Here is a 15,093-nt window from a genome sequence, read left to right as displayed (position 1 = left end):
GGGCCCCGCCCGCAGGGTGGGCAGCGGCCCGCCCCCGGCCAGCCACGCCAGCTCACCACCGAGGAGCGCGCCGCCCGCACCCGCGCGCTCGAGGAGCAGATGCGCGAGCAGCGCCGGCGCGACGCCGAGGCGCAGTCCATCTCCGTCCGCTCCGCCGCCGAGGAGGCCCGTCGCAAGGCCGAGGAGGAAGTGCGGAAGAAGGCCGAGGAGGAGGCAGCCGCGAAGGCGGAGGCCGACGCCAAGGCCCGCGCCGAGGAGGATGCGCGCCGCCGCAGCGCAGATGGCGAGAAGGCCAAGGCAGAGGATGTCGAGGTGCGCCGCCGCGCCGAGGCGGCGGCCGAGCGTGCCGATGCCCGCGGCCGCACCGGTGGCGCCGCACCCGCGGCACCGCGGCCGGCAGCGACCCCCGCCACGGCGGCAGAGACGACGCTCAGGCTCCGCCGCGGCGGCGAGGAGGAGGATGACAGCCGCCCCCGCCGTCCCGGTGGCGCACCGGGCGCGCCGAAGCGCCCCGTCCTCACCCCCGCCAAGAAGGGCCTGCCCGATCGTTCACGTGGCGGCAAGGTGAACGTCGCCGCCGCGATGACGGACGAGGACGAGCGCGTCAAGTCGATCTCGAGCCTGCGCCGCCAGCGCGAGCGCGAGCGCCGCCAGGCCGACGCCGACCGGCTTCGCTCCGGCGACCTGAAGGTCGTGCGCGAGGTGATCATTCCCGAAGCGATCACCGCGCAGGACCTTGCCAACCGCATGGCCGTGCGCGGCGCCGACGTGATCAAGACGCTGATGCGCATGGGCGTGATGGCGACGATCACGCAGTCGCTCGATGCCGACACCGCGGAACTCGTCGTCACCGAACTCGGCCACAGGCCGAAGCGCGTGTCGGAGAGCGATGTCGAGATCGGCCTCGATGGCGTGGCGGATGCCGATGCGACGCTGCTGTCGCGGCCGCCCGTCGTCACCGTCATGGGCCATGTCGACCACGGCAAGACCAGCCTGCTCGACGCCCTGCGCGCGACCGATGTCGCGGCGGGCGAGGCGGGCGGGATTACCCAGCATATCGGCGCCTACCAGGTGACGCTGCCGTCGGGTGCCAAGATCACCTTCATCGACACGCCGGGCCACGAGGCCTTCACCGCGATGCGTGCGCGCGGCGCCTCCGTGACCGACATGGTGGTGCTGGTGGTCGCTGCCGATGACGGCGTGATGCCGCAGACCATCGAGGCGATCCGCCACGCCAAGGCGGCGAACGCGCCGATGATCATCGCCATCAACAAGATCGACAAGCCGGGCGTGAACCCCCAGCGCGTGCGCACCGAGCTCCTCTCCCACGAGGTCGTGGTCGAGGACATGGGCGGCGAGACGCAGGACATCGAGGTCTCGGCGCTGAAGCGCACCAACCTCGACAAGCTCGAGGAAGCGATCCTGCTGCAGGCCGAGGTTCTCGACCTCAAGGCCAATCCAGATCGTGCCGCCGAGGGCACCGTGATCGAGAGCCGGCTTGACCGTGGCCGCGGCCCGGTCGCGACGGTTCTCGTGCAGAAGGGAACGCTGCGCCAGGGCGACATCGTCGTCGCCGGGGCGGAGTGGGGCCGCGTGCGCGCGATGCTCGACGACAAGGGCAGGCCGGTGAAGGACGCGGGCCCCTCCATGCCCGTCGAGATCCTGGGCCTGTCCGCCGTGCCATCGGCCGGCGAGCCGTTCGTCGCGGTCGAGGACGAGGGCCGGGCGCGCGAGATCAGCGAGTTCCGCCAGCGCAAGCTCCGCGACAAGTCGGCTGCCGGCCAGACGGCCGCGCGCGGCACGCTCGACCAGATGCTCGCGCGCATCCAGGCGGGCGAGCAGAAGGAAGTGGCCGTCCTCGTGAAGGCCGACGTGCAGGGCTCGTCGGAAGCAATCGCCGCGACCGTGATGAAGCTCGGCAACGACGAGGTGAAGGTCCGCGTGCTGCACAGCGCGGTGGGCCAGATCACCGAGAGCGACATCCAGCTCGCCAAGGCCTCCGATGCCGTGATCGTCGCCTTCAACGTGCGCGCGACGAGCCAGGCGCGGGAGCTCGCGACGCGCGACGGGGTGGATATCCGCTACTACTCGATCATCTACGACGTCGCGAACGACATCGAGAACCTGGTGAAGGGCAAGCTTGCGCCCAAGGAACGCGAGAAGTTCCTGGGCTACGCCGAGATCCGCAAGGTGTTCAACATCACCAAGACCGGCAAGGTCGCGGGCTGCATGATCACCGAGGGCGTGGTCAAGCGTGGTGCAGGCGTCAGGCTGCTGCGCGAGGGCGTGGTGATCCACACCGGCGAGCTCAGCCAGCTGAAGCGCTTCAAGGACGACGTGAAGGAAGTGGCCCGCGGCTTCGAGTGCGGCCTCTCCTTCGCCGGGTTCAACGACCTCGCCGAGGGCGACATGGTCGAGTGCTTCGAGACGGAGATCGTTCCGGCCTGAGAGCCCATTCGATACGTCTACTGCCGCGGCCGCCCCTCTTTCTTCTCTCCGAGGGGGGCGGGCGGTTCCTGCGCTTCCGGTGCTCACGGCCATCAAGGCCGCTGCGCGCCGGTTCTCGGAACCACCCACCAGCCGAACCACGGCAGCGACGTCTCGAACGGGCTCTCTGGTGAGGGGGCGACGGGCAGCGAAAGATGGCGCGGGGCAAGACACAATCTGGCGGAGCATCAGGCCCGTCGCAGCGCCAGCTCCGCGTGGCGGAGGAGGTGCGGCACGCGCTTGCCGCCGTGTTCGAGCGGGGCGATTTCCGTGACCCTGACCTCGCCGGCACGCCCGTGACCGTGACCGAGGTGCGCGCGTCGCCCGACCTCAAGCACATGACCGTGTTCGTCACGCCCCTCGGCGGTGGCGATCCGACGGTCATCCTCGCCGCGCTGAAGCGGGCAGCACCTTTTCTGCGCGGCCAGGTGTCGCAGGCGGTGCGCACCAAGTTCTCGCCCAACCTCGTCTTCCGCGCCGACACCGCGCTCGAGGCAGCGGCGCGGATGACGGCGCTGCTGGCCAGCCCCGTCGTCGCGCGCGACCTCGGCGCCAAGGATCCCGCAGCCGACGGCGACGACGAAGGCTGAGAAGATGCCGCGAAAGCCAAAGGGCCGGCCGATCGACGGCTGGCTGGTGATCGACAAGCCCTCGGGCATGACCTCGACCGACGTGGTCAACGCCGTCAAGCGCTCGCTCGCCGCCCAGAAGGTCGGCCATGGCGGCACGCTCGACCCGCTGGCCACCGGCATCCTGCCGCTCGCTCTCGGGGCCGGCACCAAGACCGTCCCCTACGTGATGGACGGCACCAAGGAGTACCGCTTCACCCTGCGCTTCGGCGAGGCGCGCGACAGCGATGACGCCGACGGTGCCGTGACCGCCACGTCCGATGTCCGGCCGTTCGACGAGGCGATCCGTGCGGCGCTGCCGGCGCTGACCGGTGCCATCATGCAGGTGCCGCCGCGCTACTCCGCCGTGAAGGTGCAGGGCGAGCGGGCGTATGACCTCGCCCGCGCCGGCACCGAGGTGGAGCTTGCCGCCCGCCCCGCCCAGGTGGACCGGTTCGACCTGATCGAGCGGCCGGATGCCGACACGGCCATCTTCGCCGTCGAGAGCGGCAAGGGCGTCTACATGCGCAGCCTCGCGCGCGACCTCGCCCTGTCCCTCGGCACGGTCGGGCATGTGGTGGCCCTGCGCCGGCTGCGGGTCGGCCCCTTCAACGAGGCGGGCGCGGTTTCCCTGGACAAACTGCTTTCCCTGGGGCAAGACGCCGCTGCCCTGAGCCTCGTGCTCCCGGTCGAGACCGCGCTGGCCGACATCCCGGCGCTGGCCTTGACAGGGGAGGAGGCCGCCCGGCTGACGAACGGACAGGCTTTGTCGCTCATTCCGTTCCTCGCCCGGATGCCGCAGGACGCTGATCCGGACGGTGGTCTGGTGCGCGTGATGGCGGGGGGCAAGGCGCTCGCACTCGGCCGGCTTGGCGAGGGGTTGCTGCACCCGGTGCGGCTTCTGTCCCACGCGGTCTGAACGGCGCCCGAACCGCACCCAGGCGCGTCCCGTGCCCGGGTGTCCCGCAGCGGGTCACCAGGAGAACCCCGATGTCGATCACGGCTGAGCGCCGCACGGCGCTGATCGAGGAATACGCCACGAAGTCCGGCGATACGGGCTCGCCCGAGGTGCAGGTCGCCCTGCTGTCGGAGCGCATCCGCAACCTGACCGACCACCTCAAGACGCACGCGAAGGACTTCCATTCGCGCCGCGGCCTCCTGATGATGGTGGGACAGCGTCGCCGCCTGCTCGACTACGTCAAGCGCAAGGACAACGGGCGATACGAGACGCTGATCAAGCGCCTCGGCCTTCGTCGTTGAGGCCCTGGCGCTGAGGCCCACGTGGGCAGAGGGGGCGGGGCCATCGGCCGCGCACTCACGATAGCGGTGCGGGGGTGGCTTTTCCCCCCGCACCACGACGACCCGCGCGCCATGGTGGCGCGCGGCAGCCGTTGCGTGCGGCGGTCAGCGACCCCCGACACGGCGCATCTCCCCGCGCGGGGGCAAGCATGACGGCGTTTCCGGTCACATGGGGACGTGGCGTGGGGCAACCCCCGCGCCGCGGACACCATGCCGCCCGAAGCGCCGCCTGCACCCTGCGGGCGCGCGCGTGGCGGATTGCCCCGCCGTTCGCTTCGGCATCCAGACGAAAGGATGACCGTTGATGTTCCAATTCTTCCGCAAGGAGCTCACCTGGGGCGGGCGCACGCTGTCGCTCGAGACGGGCAAGATGGCGCGCCAGGCCGATGGCGCGGTGCTCGCCCGCTACGGCGACACGGTGGTGCTGTGCACCGTCGTCGGCGCCCGTTCGACCAAGCCGGGGCAGGATTTCTTCCCGCTCTCGGTGCACTACCAGGAGAAGACCTTCGCCGCGGGCAAGATCCCCGGCGGCTTCTTCAAGCGCGAGGGGCGCCCGACCGAGAAGGAGGTGCTGACCTCCCGCCTGATCGACCGCCCGATCCGCCCGCTGTTCCCGGATGGGTTCCGCAACGAGGTGCAGGTGATCGCGACCGTGCTGTCGCATGACCTCGAGAACGATCCCGACATGGTGGCGATGATCGGCTGCTCCGCCGCGCTGACGATCTCGGGCATTCCCTTCATGGGCCCGATCGCTGGCGCCCGCGTCGGCCATGTGAACGGCGAGTTCGTGCTGAACCCGACCGCGGAGCAGCTGAAGGAAAGCAGCCTCGACCTGGTGGTTGCCGGCACGACCGAAGGCGTGCTGATGGTCGAGAGCGAGGCGAAGGAGCTGACTGAGGAGACGATGCTCGCCGCCGTCACCTTCGGCCATACCGGCTTCCAGCCCGTCATCGAGGCGATCATCCAGCTCGCCGAGCAGGCCGCGAAGGAGCCCTGGCCGATGTCGGAAGCCGACCCGGCGGTCGAGGCGCTGAAGGTGCGCCTGTCGGCGCTGGCGCGCGGCCCGATCACCGAGGCCTATGGCGAGCGCATCAAGCAGGCGCGCGTCGAGAAGCTCAGCGTCGCGAAGAAGGCCGCACTCGCCGCGATCGCCGCCGAGGGGCTCGATGCCGAGAAGGCCAAGGGCATGCTCAAGGAGCTCGAGGCCGACATCGTGCGCAACGCCATCCTCGATACCGGCATGCGCATCGATGGCCGCGACACCAAGACCGTCCGCCCGATCTATGTCGAGGTCGGCACCCTGCCGCGCACGCACGGCTCGGCGCTGTTCACCCGCGGCGAGACCCAGGCGCTCTGCGTCGCCACCCTCGGCACCGGCGACGACGAGCAGATCATCGATGCGCTCGAGGGCGAGTACCGCGAGCATTTCATGCTGCACTACAACTTCCCCCCCTACTCGGTGGGCGAAGCCGGCCGCATGGGCAGCCCGGGGCGTCGCGAGATCGGCCACGGCAAGCTCGCCTGGCGCGCCATGCGCCCGCTGCTGCCGACCAAGGAGCAGTTCCCCTACACGCTCCGCGTCGTCTCCGAGATCACCGAGAGCAACGGCTCGTCCTCGATGGCGACGGTGTGCGGCTCGTCCCTCGCGCTGATGGATGCGGGCGTGCCGCTGCCGCGCCCGGTCGCCGGCATCGCGATGGGGCTGATCAAGGAGGACAAGGGCTTCGCGGTCCTGTCCGACATCCTCGGCGACGAGGATGCGCTCGGCGACATGGACTTCAAGGTCGCCGGCACCGAGACGGGCATCACCGCCCTGCAGATGGACATCAAGATCACGTCCATCACGCCCGAGATCATGCAGATCGCGCTCGGCCAGGCGAAGGACGGGCGCATCCACATCCTCGGCGAGATGGCCAAGGCGATGAACCGGCCGCGTGACGGCGTGTCGGCCAACGCGCCGCGCATCACCGTGATCCACGTGCCGAAGGACAAGATCCGCGAGGTCATCGGCTCGGGCGGCAAGGTGATCCGCGAGATCACCGAGGTGACCGGCACGAAGATCGACATCGAGGATGACGGCACGATCAAGGTCGCCGCGACCGACGACAAGGCGGCGCAGGCGGCGATCAACTGGATCCGCGGCATCGTGGCCGAGCCCGAGATCGGCGTGATCTACGACGGCAAGGTGGTCAAGACGGCTGATTTCGGCGCCTTCGTGAACTTCCTCGGCTCGCGCGACGGCCTCGTTCACATCTCCGAGCTCGCCCAGGCGCGCGTGGCCAAGACCAGCGACATCGTCAATGTCGGCGATGCCGTGAAGGTGAAGGTCATCGGCTTCGACGAGCGCGGCAAGGTGAAGCTCTCGATGCGCGTGGTCGACCAGGCCACCGGCGAGGACATCAGCGACAAGGTCGGCCCGAAGGGCGGCGGTCGCCGCGAGACCGAGGCGGCCCAGTAGAGGGGGCTCCTGCCACACGACGCGTGATCGGCCGGGGGGTGGTACCCCGGCCGAGCGCTGTCATATATCTCCGGAAAAGACATCACGCGTGGCGGGGCGCCGCGCGGGAGGGGGTGCCGTGAAGCCGCTGAACGCGATCCGCATGGGGGGAGCCGAGGTCCTGCCGCTCGTCGAGGGCGGCAAGGGCGTGGCCATTTCCAATGGCGCGACGTCGGGCGCCTGGGCCGGCGCCGGCGGCGTCGGCACGTTCTCGGCCGTCAACGCCGACAGCTACACCCCCGATGGCCGCCTGGTGCGCCAGACCTACGAGGGCAAGACGCGGCGCGAGCGGCATGAGGAGCTCGTCGCCTTCGGCATCCAGGGCGGCATCCAGCAGGCGCGCACCGCCTGGGAGATGTCGGGCGGCCGCGGGCGCATCCACGCCAACATCCTTTGGGAGATGGGCGGGGCGGAGCGTGTCGTCGTCGGCGTTCTCGAGGGTGCCAAGGGGCTGATCAACGGCATCACCTGCGGCGCCGGCATGCCCTATCGCCTGTCCGACATCGCCGCGCGGTTCGGCGTCCACTACTACCCGATCGTCTCGTCGGCGCGGGCCTTCAACGCGCTCTGGAAGCGCGCCTACTCCAAGACGCCCGAGTGGCTCGGCGGCGTGGTGTATGAGGACCCCTGGCTCGCCGGCGGCCACAACGGGCTGTCCAACAGCGAGCATCCCGAGCGGCCGGAGGATCCCTATCCCCGCGTCGCCGCGCTCCGCCGCACGATGAACGAGTTCGGGCTCAACGACGTTCCGATCGTGATGGCGGGCGGGGTGTGGTGGCTGTCGGAGTGGGAGCACTGGCTCGACAACCCGGAGATTGGCCCGGTGGCCTTCCAGTTCGGCACGCGCCCGCTGCTGACGAAGGAGAGCCCGATTTCTGATGCGTGGAAGCAGCGGCTGATGACGCTGAAGGAAGGGGATGTCTACCTCAACCGCTTCTCGCCGACCGGATTCTACTCATCGGCCGTGAGCAACGGCTTCCTCCAGGAATTGCGTGAGCGGAACGATCGCCAGGTCGCCTACACCGCCGAGGCGATGGGCGAGCACACCGAGGGCTTCGGCACCGGCCCCCGCGGGCGGCTGGTGTACCTCACGCCCGCCGATGCCGCGCGCGCGCGCGCCTGGACGGCGGAGGGCTTCACCGAGGCGATGCGCACGCCCGACGGCACGCTGATCTTCGTCGCCCCCGACAAGGGAGCCGAGATCCGCCGTGACCAGATCGAGTGCATGGGCTGCCTCAGCTTCTGCCGCTTCTCCAACTGGTCGCAGCACGAGCCCGACTATTCCACGGGCAAGAAGGCCGATCCGCGCAGCTTCTGCATCCAGAAGACGCTGCAGGACATCGCCCATGGCGATGACGTGAACCGCAACCTGATGTTCTCGGGCCACAACGCCTATCGTTTCGCGACTGACCCGTTCTACTCGAACGGGTTCGTGCCCAGCGTGAAGCAGCTGGTCGAGCGGATCGCGACGGGGCACTGAGGCGCCGCGTTCACCGCCCCGCGCGATTGGGGAACAGCACGAACCAGGCGGGCATCTCGGGCGCGCTGCTGTCCGTCGCTGGTGCGGCCAGCCTGCCATCGGGCAGGGCCGGCAACAGCGCCATCCGCACGGCATCGCCGACATTGCCGCCGACCACCTCGATCACGTCGGGCCGCGTGCCCACCACCACGTCGCAATGCATCGGCACCGCGCGGCCAGCCTCGGCCAAGCGATCCTCCGGCACGGCATAGCGGCCGCGCTCGCCCGACCGCGTGGCGCAAAGGATATCGCCCGGCATCGCGGCCTGGTCCTCCGGCGAGGCGACGCCGAAGGCAGCGCGGCCGGGAAACGCCGCCTCGCGTTGCATCAGCGCATCGACGATCCGCCAATGCGCGTCGGCGGAGGGAACATCGCCGCGATCGTAGCCGGCGCTGCGGGCAAGGAAGCTGATGAACGCGGCACTCCAGGGCACGTCGGTCCAGACCGGCGCGTAGCCTGACGCGGTCGCCTCGACGCTGCGCAGCCGTGCGAGGTTGGCAGCGATCGTCTCCTCACGCCCCGGCACGGATGACCAGTAGGCGAGCACGGCGGGAAAGGCCTCGCGATCATCCTCGCGGCGCTCGTCCAGCGGTGCGGCCTGCTCTGTGCCGGTATGGTCGATGAAGAGCCTGCCCCATTCCTCCCATTCGGCGAGCGCGATGCGCACCAGCCTGTCGCGCGCCGCTGCCGGGTACTGCACCGGCGGTGCAGGCGGCGGGGCGACGGCGCAGGCCGACAGCAGCGCGAGCAGGAGGAGCGTTGCGGCGGGTCGGTTTCGTCTCATCACGCCAGCAGCATAGCTTGGTTTTGCCGCGTGTGCCTGATCGCGCCATTCGGTCCCCTCTCCCGCGTCGGGGGAGAGGGCTTCTGCCCATGGCTGCGGTCGCTGACCGTCGCGCGGAAGTTGGTTGAGCGGTGGCGGGAATAGTGGAACCATCGCAGCCATGAGGAGACACCCCATGTCGCGCATCGGCATCATCGCGGCGGCCGCGTTCGGCCTTGCCGCCTGCACCCAGGCCCCCGGCACGCAGCCCGCACAGGGCATCACCTACGGCCCGGTGAACGTGAACCAGGCACCGGCGTTCGGCGTGCCCTTCGGCACCGACCCGGTGCTCACCTCGGTGATGTCCGCCTCCTCGTTCTACGCCGATCCGCGGTCGCGGCTTGCTGGCCGGCCGGCGCTCGCGGCACAGGTCGCTGCCCAGTATGAGTTTGCCACCGTGGCGCTCCGGGAACCGCGCTTCATCGACTTCTCGCCGCTGACGCAGATCCAGATGGATGCCGGCCGCATCGCGCTGCGCGACACGCTTGGCATCCGCCAGGATGCGCCGAGCGAGGCGGTGATCACGCAGCTCACCCAGGCCGCGGGCGCTCTCGGGCGCGGCGACGCGGCGGCGGCCGAGACGGCCGTGACCGGTGGCAGCTTCACGCGCCCGGCAGCGACCGTGCTCGCGACGCTGCAGGCGATGCCGGAGGTGCCGGCCGCAGGCAGGGCGGCAAGCTTCGCCGAACAGCAGTTCAACCGGCCGGGCGGCTCGCGCTACTTCACGCCGTGAGGGTCCGTTCGGGTTGGGTGCGCCTCGCACGCACGCTGATCGTCCCGGCGCTTGTGATCGGGTGCACGCAGCACCCGGGAACGCCGCCGGCACAGGGACTGAGCGCCTTCCGGCTGCCCGCGATCAACCTCACCGTCGGGTCCGACCCGGTGATGACGGCTTCTGCGTCGGCGTCGTCGAACCTCGGTGATCCGCGTCGCATGGCCGCGCGCCCTGCGGTCGCAGCGCAGGTGGTGGCGCAGTACGAGTTCGTCACCGAGCAACTGCGCGAGCCGCGCTTCGTCGGCGTCTCGCCGCTTGCCCAGGCGCAGATGGAGCGTGGGCGCGCGGCGCTGCGCGCGGTGCTCGGCATTGCCGAGGCAGCGCCGCCGGCGCAGGTGATCGCGCAGCTCACGGCGCTGGCCGGGGCGTTGCAGCAGGGCAACGTTGCGGCGGCGGAGCGGGTGCTTGCTGCAGCACCGTTCACGCGCCCGCCCGGCGATGTGCTGGCCACGCTCTCGGCCATGCCCTTCGTGCCCGATGCCGCGCGGGCAGCAAGCTTCACCGACCAGCAGCTCAACCGCGCGGGCCCCTGGGCGATCGATTGAACGGCCGGCGGTTGCGGGCAGGGCGAGCCCGCTACTTTACCTCCTCGTCCTGGTAGCTGCCCCAGAACCACGACCGGCGCAGCCAGCCGCGGTTGCCGCGCACCTCGACCTCGCACCAGGTAGCCCCCGCATCGCAGCGGCGGATGCGCCCCTGAACGCCAGGGGCAAGCCGCGCGATCACGGGCGCATCGTCATCGGCACGGCGGTGCAGGGGACGCGTGTCGCCGCGCACCACGAGGCTGCGCCGGCCCGACAGGAAACTCTGCTGCACCCAGCCTTCAGCGCCGTCATGATCGCGCACGCGGCGCCAGATCCCGAACTCGCGGACGACCTCTACCGGCCAGCCCGAACGCTGGAACGTCCACTCCACCGGGTGCTGCGTTCCCGGCCCGGTGCGGACGTTCACCCGGTTCGACCCGAGGCTCACGTAGCGCGGCAACGGCAGGCCGGTGACGGTGCCCCGCGGCGCATCTGCCGTTCGGACGGGAACGGGCGGCTCCGGCGGCGGGCTTGGGGGAAGCGGTGCTGCCTGCCGCCCGGGCTGCGATGGCGCCGAGCGTGCCGGGGGAACCGTCTCCGGCCATGCCGGTGGCAGCGGCAGCGGGCGCTGGGCCGCCGCGGGGAGAGACAGGAGCGTCCCGATGCACAGAAGCAGAAGGCGCATGGCAAGCCTGTGCCAAGCCGCGCCGCGCCGGGTCAAGTCACGCGCCTTGCGTTGCGCGGATGCCCCATCAGAGCGTGACGATCTGCCCGCCCTCGGTCTCCGCGAGGAAGGTGACCACGCCAGCGACCTCGCCCTCGAGCGTGTCGTCGAGCATCGAGGGCAGCAGGCCTTCCGCCTTCAGCCCCGCCTCGCACACGATGAGCCGCACGCCGAGCTCCTTCGCGGCGGTGAGCAGCTCGGCGAAGCCGGCCACGCCGCGCGCGCGCAGCTCCTCGTCGCGCTTCGCCGCCCCGCCGTAGTGGGCGAGCGAGGTCCATCCTGGCGCACCGTCGCTGCGCGCGGCGAGGAAGGCGCGCACGCCCGCGTTCGTGGCGAACAGCACGACGGGCCGCGCGGTGGCGGCAGCGGCGGTGGCGACGACGAGCGCGTAGTGCGCGCGCTCATACGTGCCGCTGATCAGCAGGATGCCGACAGGCGCTGGCGCGCCGCCCACCAGCTCGGGCGGGAGGGGAAGCGGATCGAAAAGGCTCATGCTCGTTCGCTCATGCTGGTACCGTGCAGGAAGGGGAGTGCGCCGTTGCGTGCGCGGAAAGGTCTCGGATGGTCGCGTGCGCGCCGCAGAGTGCGCATGCAGGATCGGGCGGCAGCCGCACGGTGCGGAAGCGTGCCGCGAGCGCATCCCAGAGCAGCAGTCGCCCGCTCATGCTCTCGCCGATGCCGAGGATCTCCTTCAGCGCCTCGGTCGCCTGGAGGGTTCCGAGGACGCCGGTGACGGCGCCGAACACGCCGGCTTCCGCGCAGGACGGCACCATGCCGTCAGGCGGTGGGGCCGGGTGCAGGCAGCGATAGCAGGGCTCGCCCATCCCGCTCTCGCCGGCGCGATGGCTGCGGAAGGTGGAAAGCTGGCCCTCGAAGCGCAGCACCGCCGCCGAGACGAGGGTGCGGCGTGCGAGGTGGCACGCATCGGCGACGAGGAAGCGCGTGGCGAAATTGTCCGACCCGTCGCACACGAGATCGTAGGCGGAGACGAGGTCCATCGCGTTGCGCGCCGTGATGCGCGTGGCGTGTTCGATGACGCGCACCTCCGGGTTGATCGCGGTCATCGCCGCGGCGGCGGAGGAGACCTTCGGCTGGCCGATGCGCGCCGTCGTGTGCGCGACCTGGCGCTGGAGGTTCGACAGCTCGACCCTGTCGTCATCGACGATGCCGATCGTGCCGACGCCGGCAGCGGCCAGGTAGAGGGCCACGGGACAGCCGAGCCCGCCGGCACCGATGACCAGAACCCGCGCGGCGTTGAGCTTCGCCTGCCCCTCGCCGCCCACTTCGGGCAGCAGGATGTGGCGCGCGTAGCGCTGGATCTGGTCCTCGGTGAAGTCCATCACCGTGATATGGCACGCCGGGGCGGCCACACCAACTGTCGCGCCGACTGCCGCGCTCAGCGCGTTCCCGTGCTGCCGAACCCGCCGGCGCCGCGCCCGCTCTCGGGCAGGGTGGGCATCTCGTCCCAGACCGCCGTCTCGTGCCGGGCGATCACCATCTGTGCGATGCGCATCCCGCGCTCGACCACGAAGGGAGCATCGCCGAGGTTGACCAGGATCACGCCGACCTCGCCGCGATAATCGGCATCGATCGTGCCGGGCGCGTTCAGCACGCCGATGCCGTGGCGGAGTGCGAGGCCAGAGCGCGCACGCACCTGCGCCTCGAAGCCCGGCGGCAGCGCGATGGCGATGCCGGTGGGAACGAGCGCACGCGCACCTGGCGGGAGCGTCATCGGTTCGGCAACGGCGGCAAGGAGGTCCATGCCCGCTGCGTGCGACGTCGCATAGCCCGGCAGCGGCAGGTCGGCGCCATGGGCGAGGCGGGTGACTGCGACACGCGTCATGCAAACACCGATGCGATGCGCGCGGCGATGCGCGACGCGACCTCTGCCTTGGCGAGGCGCGGCCAGTCCTCGACGCCGCCTTCGGTCACGATGTGCACGGTGTTCTCCTCGCCTCCCATCACGTCGCCCGATACGTCGTTGGCGATGATCCAGTCACACCCCTTGCGCGCACGCTTGGCGGTGGCGTGCGCGACCACGTCGTGCGTTTCGGCAGCGAAACCGATCACGAGGCGCGGGCGCCGAGGGCCGGGATGCGAGAGTGTCGCCAGGATGTCGGGGTTCTCGGCGAGTGCGAGCGGCGCTGGCGCGTCACCGGGCTGTTTCTTGATCTTGCGCGCGCCGATCTCGGCCGGGCGCCAATCCGCCACGGCGGCGGCGGCGACGACGATGTCGGCCGGCAGCGCGGCCTCGCATGCCGCCAGCATCTCGCGCGCCGATTCCACCCTCGCCACGGTCACGCCAGCCGGATCGGCGATCGCCACGGGGCCGGAGACGAGGGTGACGCGCGCACCGAGTGCCGCGAGTGCCGCGGCGATCGCATGCCCCTGCCGGCCGGAGGAGCGGTTGGCGATGTAGCGCACGGGGTCGAGCGCTTCCCAGGTGGGCCCGGAGGTGACCAGCGCGTGGCGCCCGGCCAACGCGCCGCCGCCGAGCATGGCGTCGACGGCCGCGAGGATCGCGGCAGGCTCGGCCAGCCGGCCCGGCCCGCTCTCGGCTTCCGCCATCGCGCCGCTGTCGGGGCCGACGAAGCGCACGCCGCGCGCTGTGAGCGTCGCGACATGACCTTGCGTGGCGGGTTTTGCCCACATCGTGGGGTTCATCGCGGGGGCGGCGAGAATGGGGCGCGTGGTGGCGAGCAGCACGGTCGTCGCGAGATCATCGGCAAGCCCGAGCGCCATCTTCGCCAGAAGGTCAGCCGAGGCGGGAGCGACGATAATCGCGTCATGCTCGCGCGCGAGGCGGATATGCCCCGCATGCGTCTCGTCCTCGAGCGACCAGAGATCGCCGTAGACGCGCGCCCCAGTGATGGCCGCCATCGCGTGCGGCGTCACGAACCGCGCACCGCTTGCGGTGAGCAGCCCGGTGACGGAGGCGCCCGCCTTGCCGCAAAGCCGCGCGAGTTCGAGCGCCTTGTACGCGGCGATGCTGCCGGAGACGATCAGCAGCAGGCGCTTGCCGGACAGCATCATGGGGCGAGCGTCAAAGGCGCCAGCCGGAATGGATCGCCGCGATCCCGCCCGAGAGGTCGCGCCAGGTGACGCGCGCGAAGCCCTTCTCGCGCATCATCGCGGCGAGCTCCTCCTGCGGGGGGAATTTGCGGATGCTCTCGGCGAGGTAGCGATACGCCTCCTCATCGCGCGCCACGGTGCGGCCGAGGGCGGGCAGGACGCGGAACGAGTAGGCATCGTACACCGGCACGAGCGGGGCGACGGTGACGCGGCTGAACTCGAGGCAGAGGAAGTTGCCGCCGGGCCGGAGAACGCGGAACGCCTCGCCCAGCACGGCGGGAATATCGGTGCAGTTGCGCAGGCCGAAGGCGATCGTCACCGCATCGACCGAGGCATCGGGAACGGGGATATGCTCGGCATCGGCGCAGAGGAAGGCGAGCTTGCCGGCGCGCCCCTGCTCCATCGCGCGGTCCTGCGCGACGCTGAGCATCGCGGCGTTGATGTCCGACAGCACGACGAAGCCCGCGCCGCGGTCGAGCGCGGCGAAGGCGATGTCGCCCGTCCCGCCCGCGAGGTCGAGCAGCCGCATCGACGGGCGCGGGGCCAGTTGCGCGAGGAAGGCGCGCTTCCAGAGCCGGTGCACGCCGAAGCTCATCAGGTCGTTCATCAGGTCGTAGCGGCGGGCCACGCCATCGAACACGCCGCGCACGAGGGATTTCTTCTCCTCGCGCGCGACGGTGCGGAAGCCGAAATGCGTGGTCTGGTCCTGGGAGCCGGCGTTGTCGGTCATGGCGAGGCAGACTAGCGTCTTGCCCCGCCAAGCGC

Annotated in this window: 15 protein-coding genes; 8 read left to right on the top strand and 7 right to left on the bottom strand. The window is 70.8% G+C overall.

Annotated features, from left to right (window positions below):
* The 6 genes from infB to Q0C38_RS04860 form a co-directional block, all read left to right on the top strand.
* Positions 1 to 2,448: translation initiation factor IF-2 (infB, locus tag Q0C38_RS04885; protein WP_291295939.1), on the top strand; the 2,448-nt coding region annotated here is incomplete at its 5' end.
* A 194-nt stretch (positions 2,449 to 2,642) separates the two neighbouring features.
* On the top strand, positions 2,643 to 3,077 hold the full coding sequence (gene rbfA, locus Q0C38_RS04880; RefSeq protein ID WP_291295938.1) for a 30S ribosome-binding factor RbfA: 435 nt from the start codon (positions 2,643 to 2,645) through the stop codon (positions 3,075 to 3,077).
* Between the two features lie 4 nt (positions 3,078 to 3,081).
* Positions 3,082 to 4,014, top strand: coding sequence for a tRNA pseudouridine(55) synthase TruB (gene truB / locus Q0C38_RS04875; RefSeq protein ID WP_291295937.1), 933 nt, complete (start codon positions 3,082 to 3,084; stop codon positions 4,012 to 4,014).
* A gap of 71 nt (positions 4,015 to 4,085) precedes the next feature.
* Complete coding sequence (gene rpsO / locus Q0C38_RS04870) at positions 4,086 to 4,355, top strand: 30S ribosomal protein S15 (RefSeq protein WP_291295936.1); 270 nt, start codon at positions 4,086 to 4,088, stop codon at positions 4,353 to 4,355.
* Positions 4,356 to 4,698: 343 nt separating this feature from the next.
* On the top strand, positions 4,699 to 6,852 hold the full coding sequence (pnp, locus tag Q0C38_RS04865) for a polyribonucleotide nucleotidyltransferase (protein ID WP_291295935.1): 2,154 nt from the start codon (positions 4,699 to 4,701) through the stop codon (positions 6,850 to 6,852).
* Positions 6,853 to 6,970: 118 nt separating this feature from the next.
* Positions 6,971 to 8,371 carry a nitronate monooxygenase family protein gene (locus Q0C38_RS04860; RefSeq protein WP_291295934.1) on the top strand — a complete coding sequence of 467 codons (1,401 nt, stop codon included), beginning with the start codon at positions 6,971 to 6,973 and terminating at the stop codon, positions 8,369 to 8,371.
* Between the two features lie 10 nt (positions 8,372 to 8,381).
* Here Q0C38_RS04860 and Q0C38_RS04855 read toward each other — a convergent pair whose 3' ends face one another.
* Complete coding sequence (locus tag Q0C38_RS04855; protein ID WP_291295933.1) at positions 8,382 to 9,194, bottom strand: DUF2272 domain-containing protein; 813 nt, start codon at positions 9,192 to 9,194, stop codon at positions 8,382 to 8,384.
* Positions 9,195 to 9,369: 175 nt separating this feature from the next.
* On the opposite strand from Q0C38_RS04855, the gene Q0C38_RS04850 reads away from it, so the two are divergent.
* Together Q0C38_RS04850 and Q0C38_RS04845 are read left to right on the top strand one after the other, a co-directional pair.
* On the top strand, positions 9,370 to 9,966 hold the full coding sequence (locus Q0C38_RS04850; RefSeq protein ID WP_291295932.1) for a hypothetical protein: 597 nt from the start codon (positions 9,370 to 9,372) through the stop codon (positions 9,964 to 9,966).
* 17 nt (positions 9,967 to 9,983) lie between these two features.
* The gene (locus Q0C38_RS04845; protein WP_291295931.1) at positions 9,984 to 10,553 is read left to right on the top strand and encodes a hypothetical protein; all 570 of its coding nucleotides are present in this window, start codon (positions 9,984 to 9,986) and stop codon (positions 10,551 to 10,553) included.
* Positions 10,554 to 10,584: 31 nt separating this feature from the next.
* On the opposite strand, the gene Q0C38_RS04840 is transcribed toward Q0C38_RS04845, so the two are convergent.
* From Q0C38_RS04840 to Q0C38_RS04815, 6 genes are all read right to left on the bottom strand, one after another.
* The gene (locus tag Q0C38_RS04840; protein ID WP_291295930.1) at positions 10,585 to 11,217 is read right to left on the bottom strand and encodes an SH3 domain-containing protein; all 633 of its coding nucleotides are present in this window, start codon (positions 11,215 to 11,217) and stop codon (positions 10,585 to 10,587) included.
* Between the two features lie 67 nt (positions 11,218 to 11,284).
* A complete protein-coding gene (locus Q0C38_RS04835; protein ID WP_291295929.1) occupies positions 11,285 to 11,749 on the bottom strand; it encodes a DsrE family protein in 465 nt (154 codons plus the stop codon).
* Between the two features lie 10 nt (positions 11,750 to 11,759).
* Positions 11,760 to 12,596, bottom strand: a complete 837-nt coding sequence (locus Q0C38_RS04830; RefSeq protein ID WP_291295928.1) for a molybdopterin-synthase adenylyltransferase MoeB — start codon at positions 12,594 to 12,596, stop codon at positions 11,760 to 11,762.
* Between the two features lie 56 nt (positions 12,597 to 12,652).
* Positions 12,653 to 13,099: a dUTP diphosphatase gene (gene dut, locus Q0C38_RS04825; protein WP_291295927.1), complete on the bottom strand. Its 447-nt coding sequence runs from the start codon at positions 13,097 to 13,099 to the stop codon at positions 12,653 to 12,655.
* Complete coding sequence (gene coaBC / locus Q0C38_RS04820; RefSeq protein WP_291295946.1) at positions 13,096 to 14,286, bottom strand: bifunctional phosphopantothenoylcysteine decarboxylase/phosphopantothenate--cysteine ligase CoaBC; 1,191 nt, start codon at positions 14,284 to 14,286, stop codon at positions 13,096 to 13,098. The genes dut and coaBC overlap by 4 nt, the downstream gene beginning before the upstream one ends.
* 13 nt (positions 14,287 to 14,299) lie before the next feature.
* The gene (locus Q0C38_RS04815) at positions 14,300 to 15,058 is read right to left on the bottom strand and encodes a class I SAM-dependent methyltransferase (RefSeq protein WP_291295926.1); all 759 of its coding nucleotides are present in this window, start codon (positions 15,056 to 15,058) and stop codon (positions 14,300 to 14,302) included.
* Positions 15,059 to 15,093 lie beyond the last annotated feature (35 nt).

Origin of the sequence: Elioraea sp. (assembly GCF_022842375.1) — a bacterium.
Classification (GTDB): Bacteria; Pseudomonadota; Alphaproteobacteria; order Acetobacterales; family Acetobacteraceae; genus Elioraea_A.
This window is presented reverse-complemented; position numbering and strand designations above follow the sequence as displayed.

Coding starts and splice junctions, on each gene's coding strand:
- rbfA (WP_291295938.1), top strand. CDS start 2,643: ATGGCGCGGGGCAAGACACAATCTGGCGGAGCATCAGGCCCGTCGCAG.
- truB (WP_291295937.1), top strand. CDS start 3,082: ATGCCGCGAAAGCCAAAGGGCCGGCCGATCGACGGCTGGCTGGTGATC.
- rpsO (WP_291295936.1), top strand. CDS start 4,086: ATGTCGATCACGGCTGAGCGCCGCACGGCGCTGATCGAGGAATACGCC.
- pnp (WP_291295935.1), top strand. CDS start 4,699: ATGTTCCAATTCTTCCGCAAGGAGCTCACCTGGGGCGGGCGCACGCTG.
- Q0C38_RS04855 (WP_291295933.1), bottom strand. CDS start 9,194: ATGAGACGAAACCGACCCGCCGCAACGCTCCTCCTGCTCGCGCTGCTG.
- Q0C38_RS04850 (WP_291295932.1), top strand. CDS start 9,370: ATGTCGCGCATCGGCATCATCGCGGCGGCCGCGTTCGGCCTTGCCGCC.
- Q0C38_RS04840 (WP_291295930.1), bottom strand. CDS start 11,217: ATGCGCCTTCTGCTTCTGTGCATCGGGACGCTCCTGTCTCTCCCCGCG.
- Q0C38_RS04835 (WP_291295929.1), bottom strand. CDS start 11,749: ATGAGCCTTTTCGATCCGCTTCCCCTCCCGCCCGAGCTGGTGGGCGGC.
- Q0C38_RS04830 (WP_291295928.1), bottom strand. CDS start 12,596: ATGGACTTCACCGAGGACCAGATCCAGCGCTACGCGCGCCACATCCTG.
- dut (WP_291295927.1), bottom strand. CDS start 13,099: ATGACGCGTGTCGCAGTCACCCGCCTCGCCCATGGCGCCGACCTGCCG.
- coaBC (WP_291295946.1), bottom strand. CDS start 14,286: ATGCTGTCCGGCAAGCGCCTGCTGCTGATCGTCTCCGGCAGCATCGCC.
- Q0C38_RS04815 (WP_291295926.1), bottom strand. CDS start 15,058: ATGACCGACAACGCCGGCTCCCAGGACCAGACCACGCATTTCGGCTTC.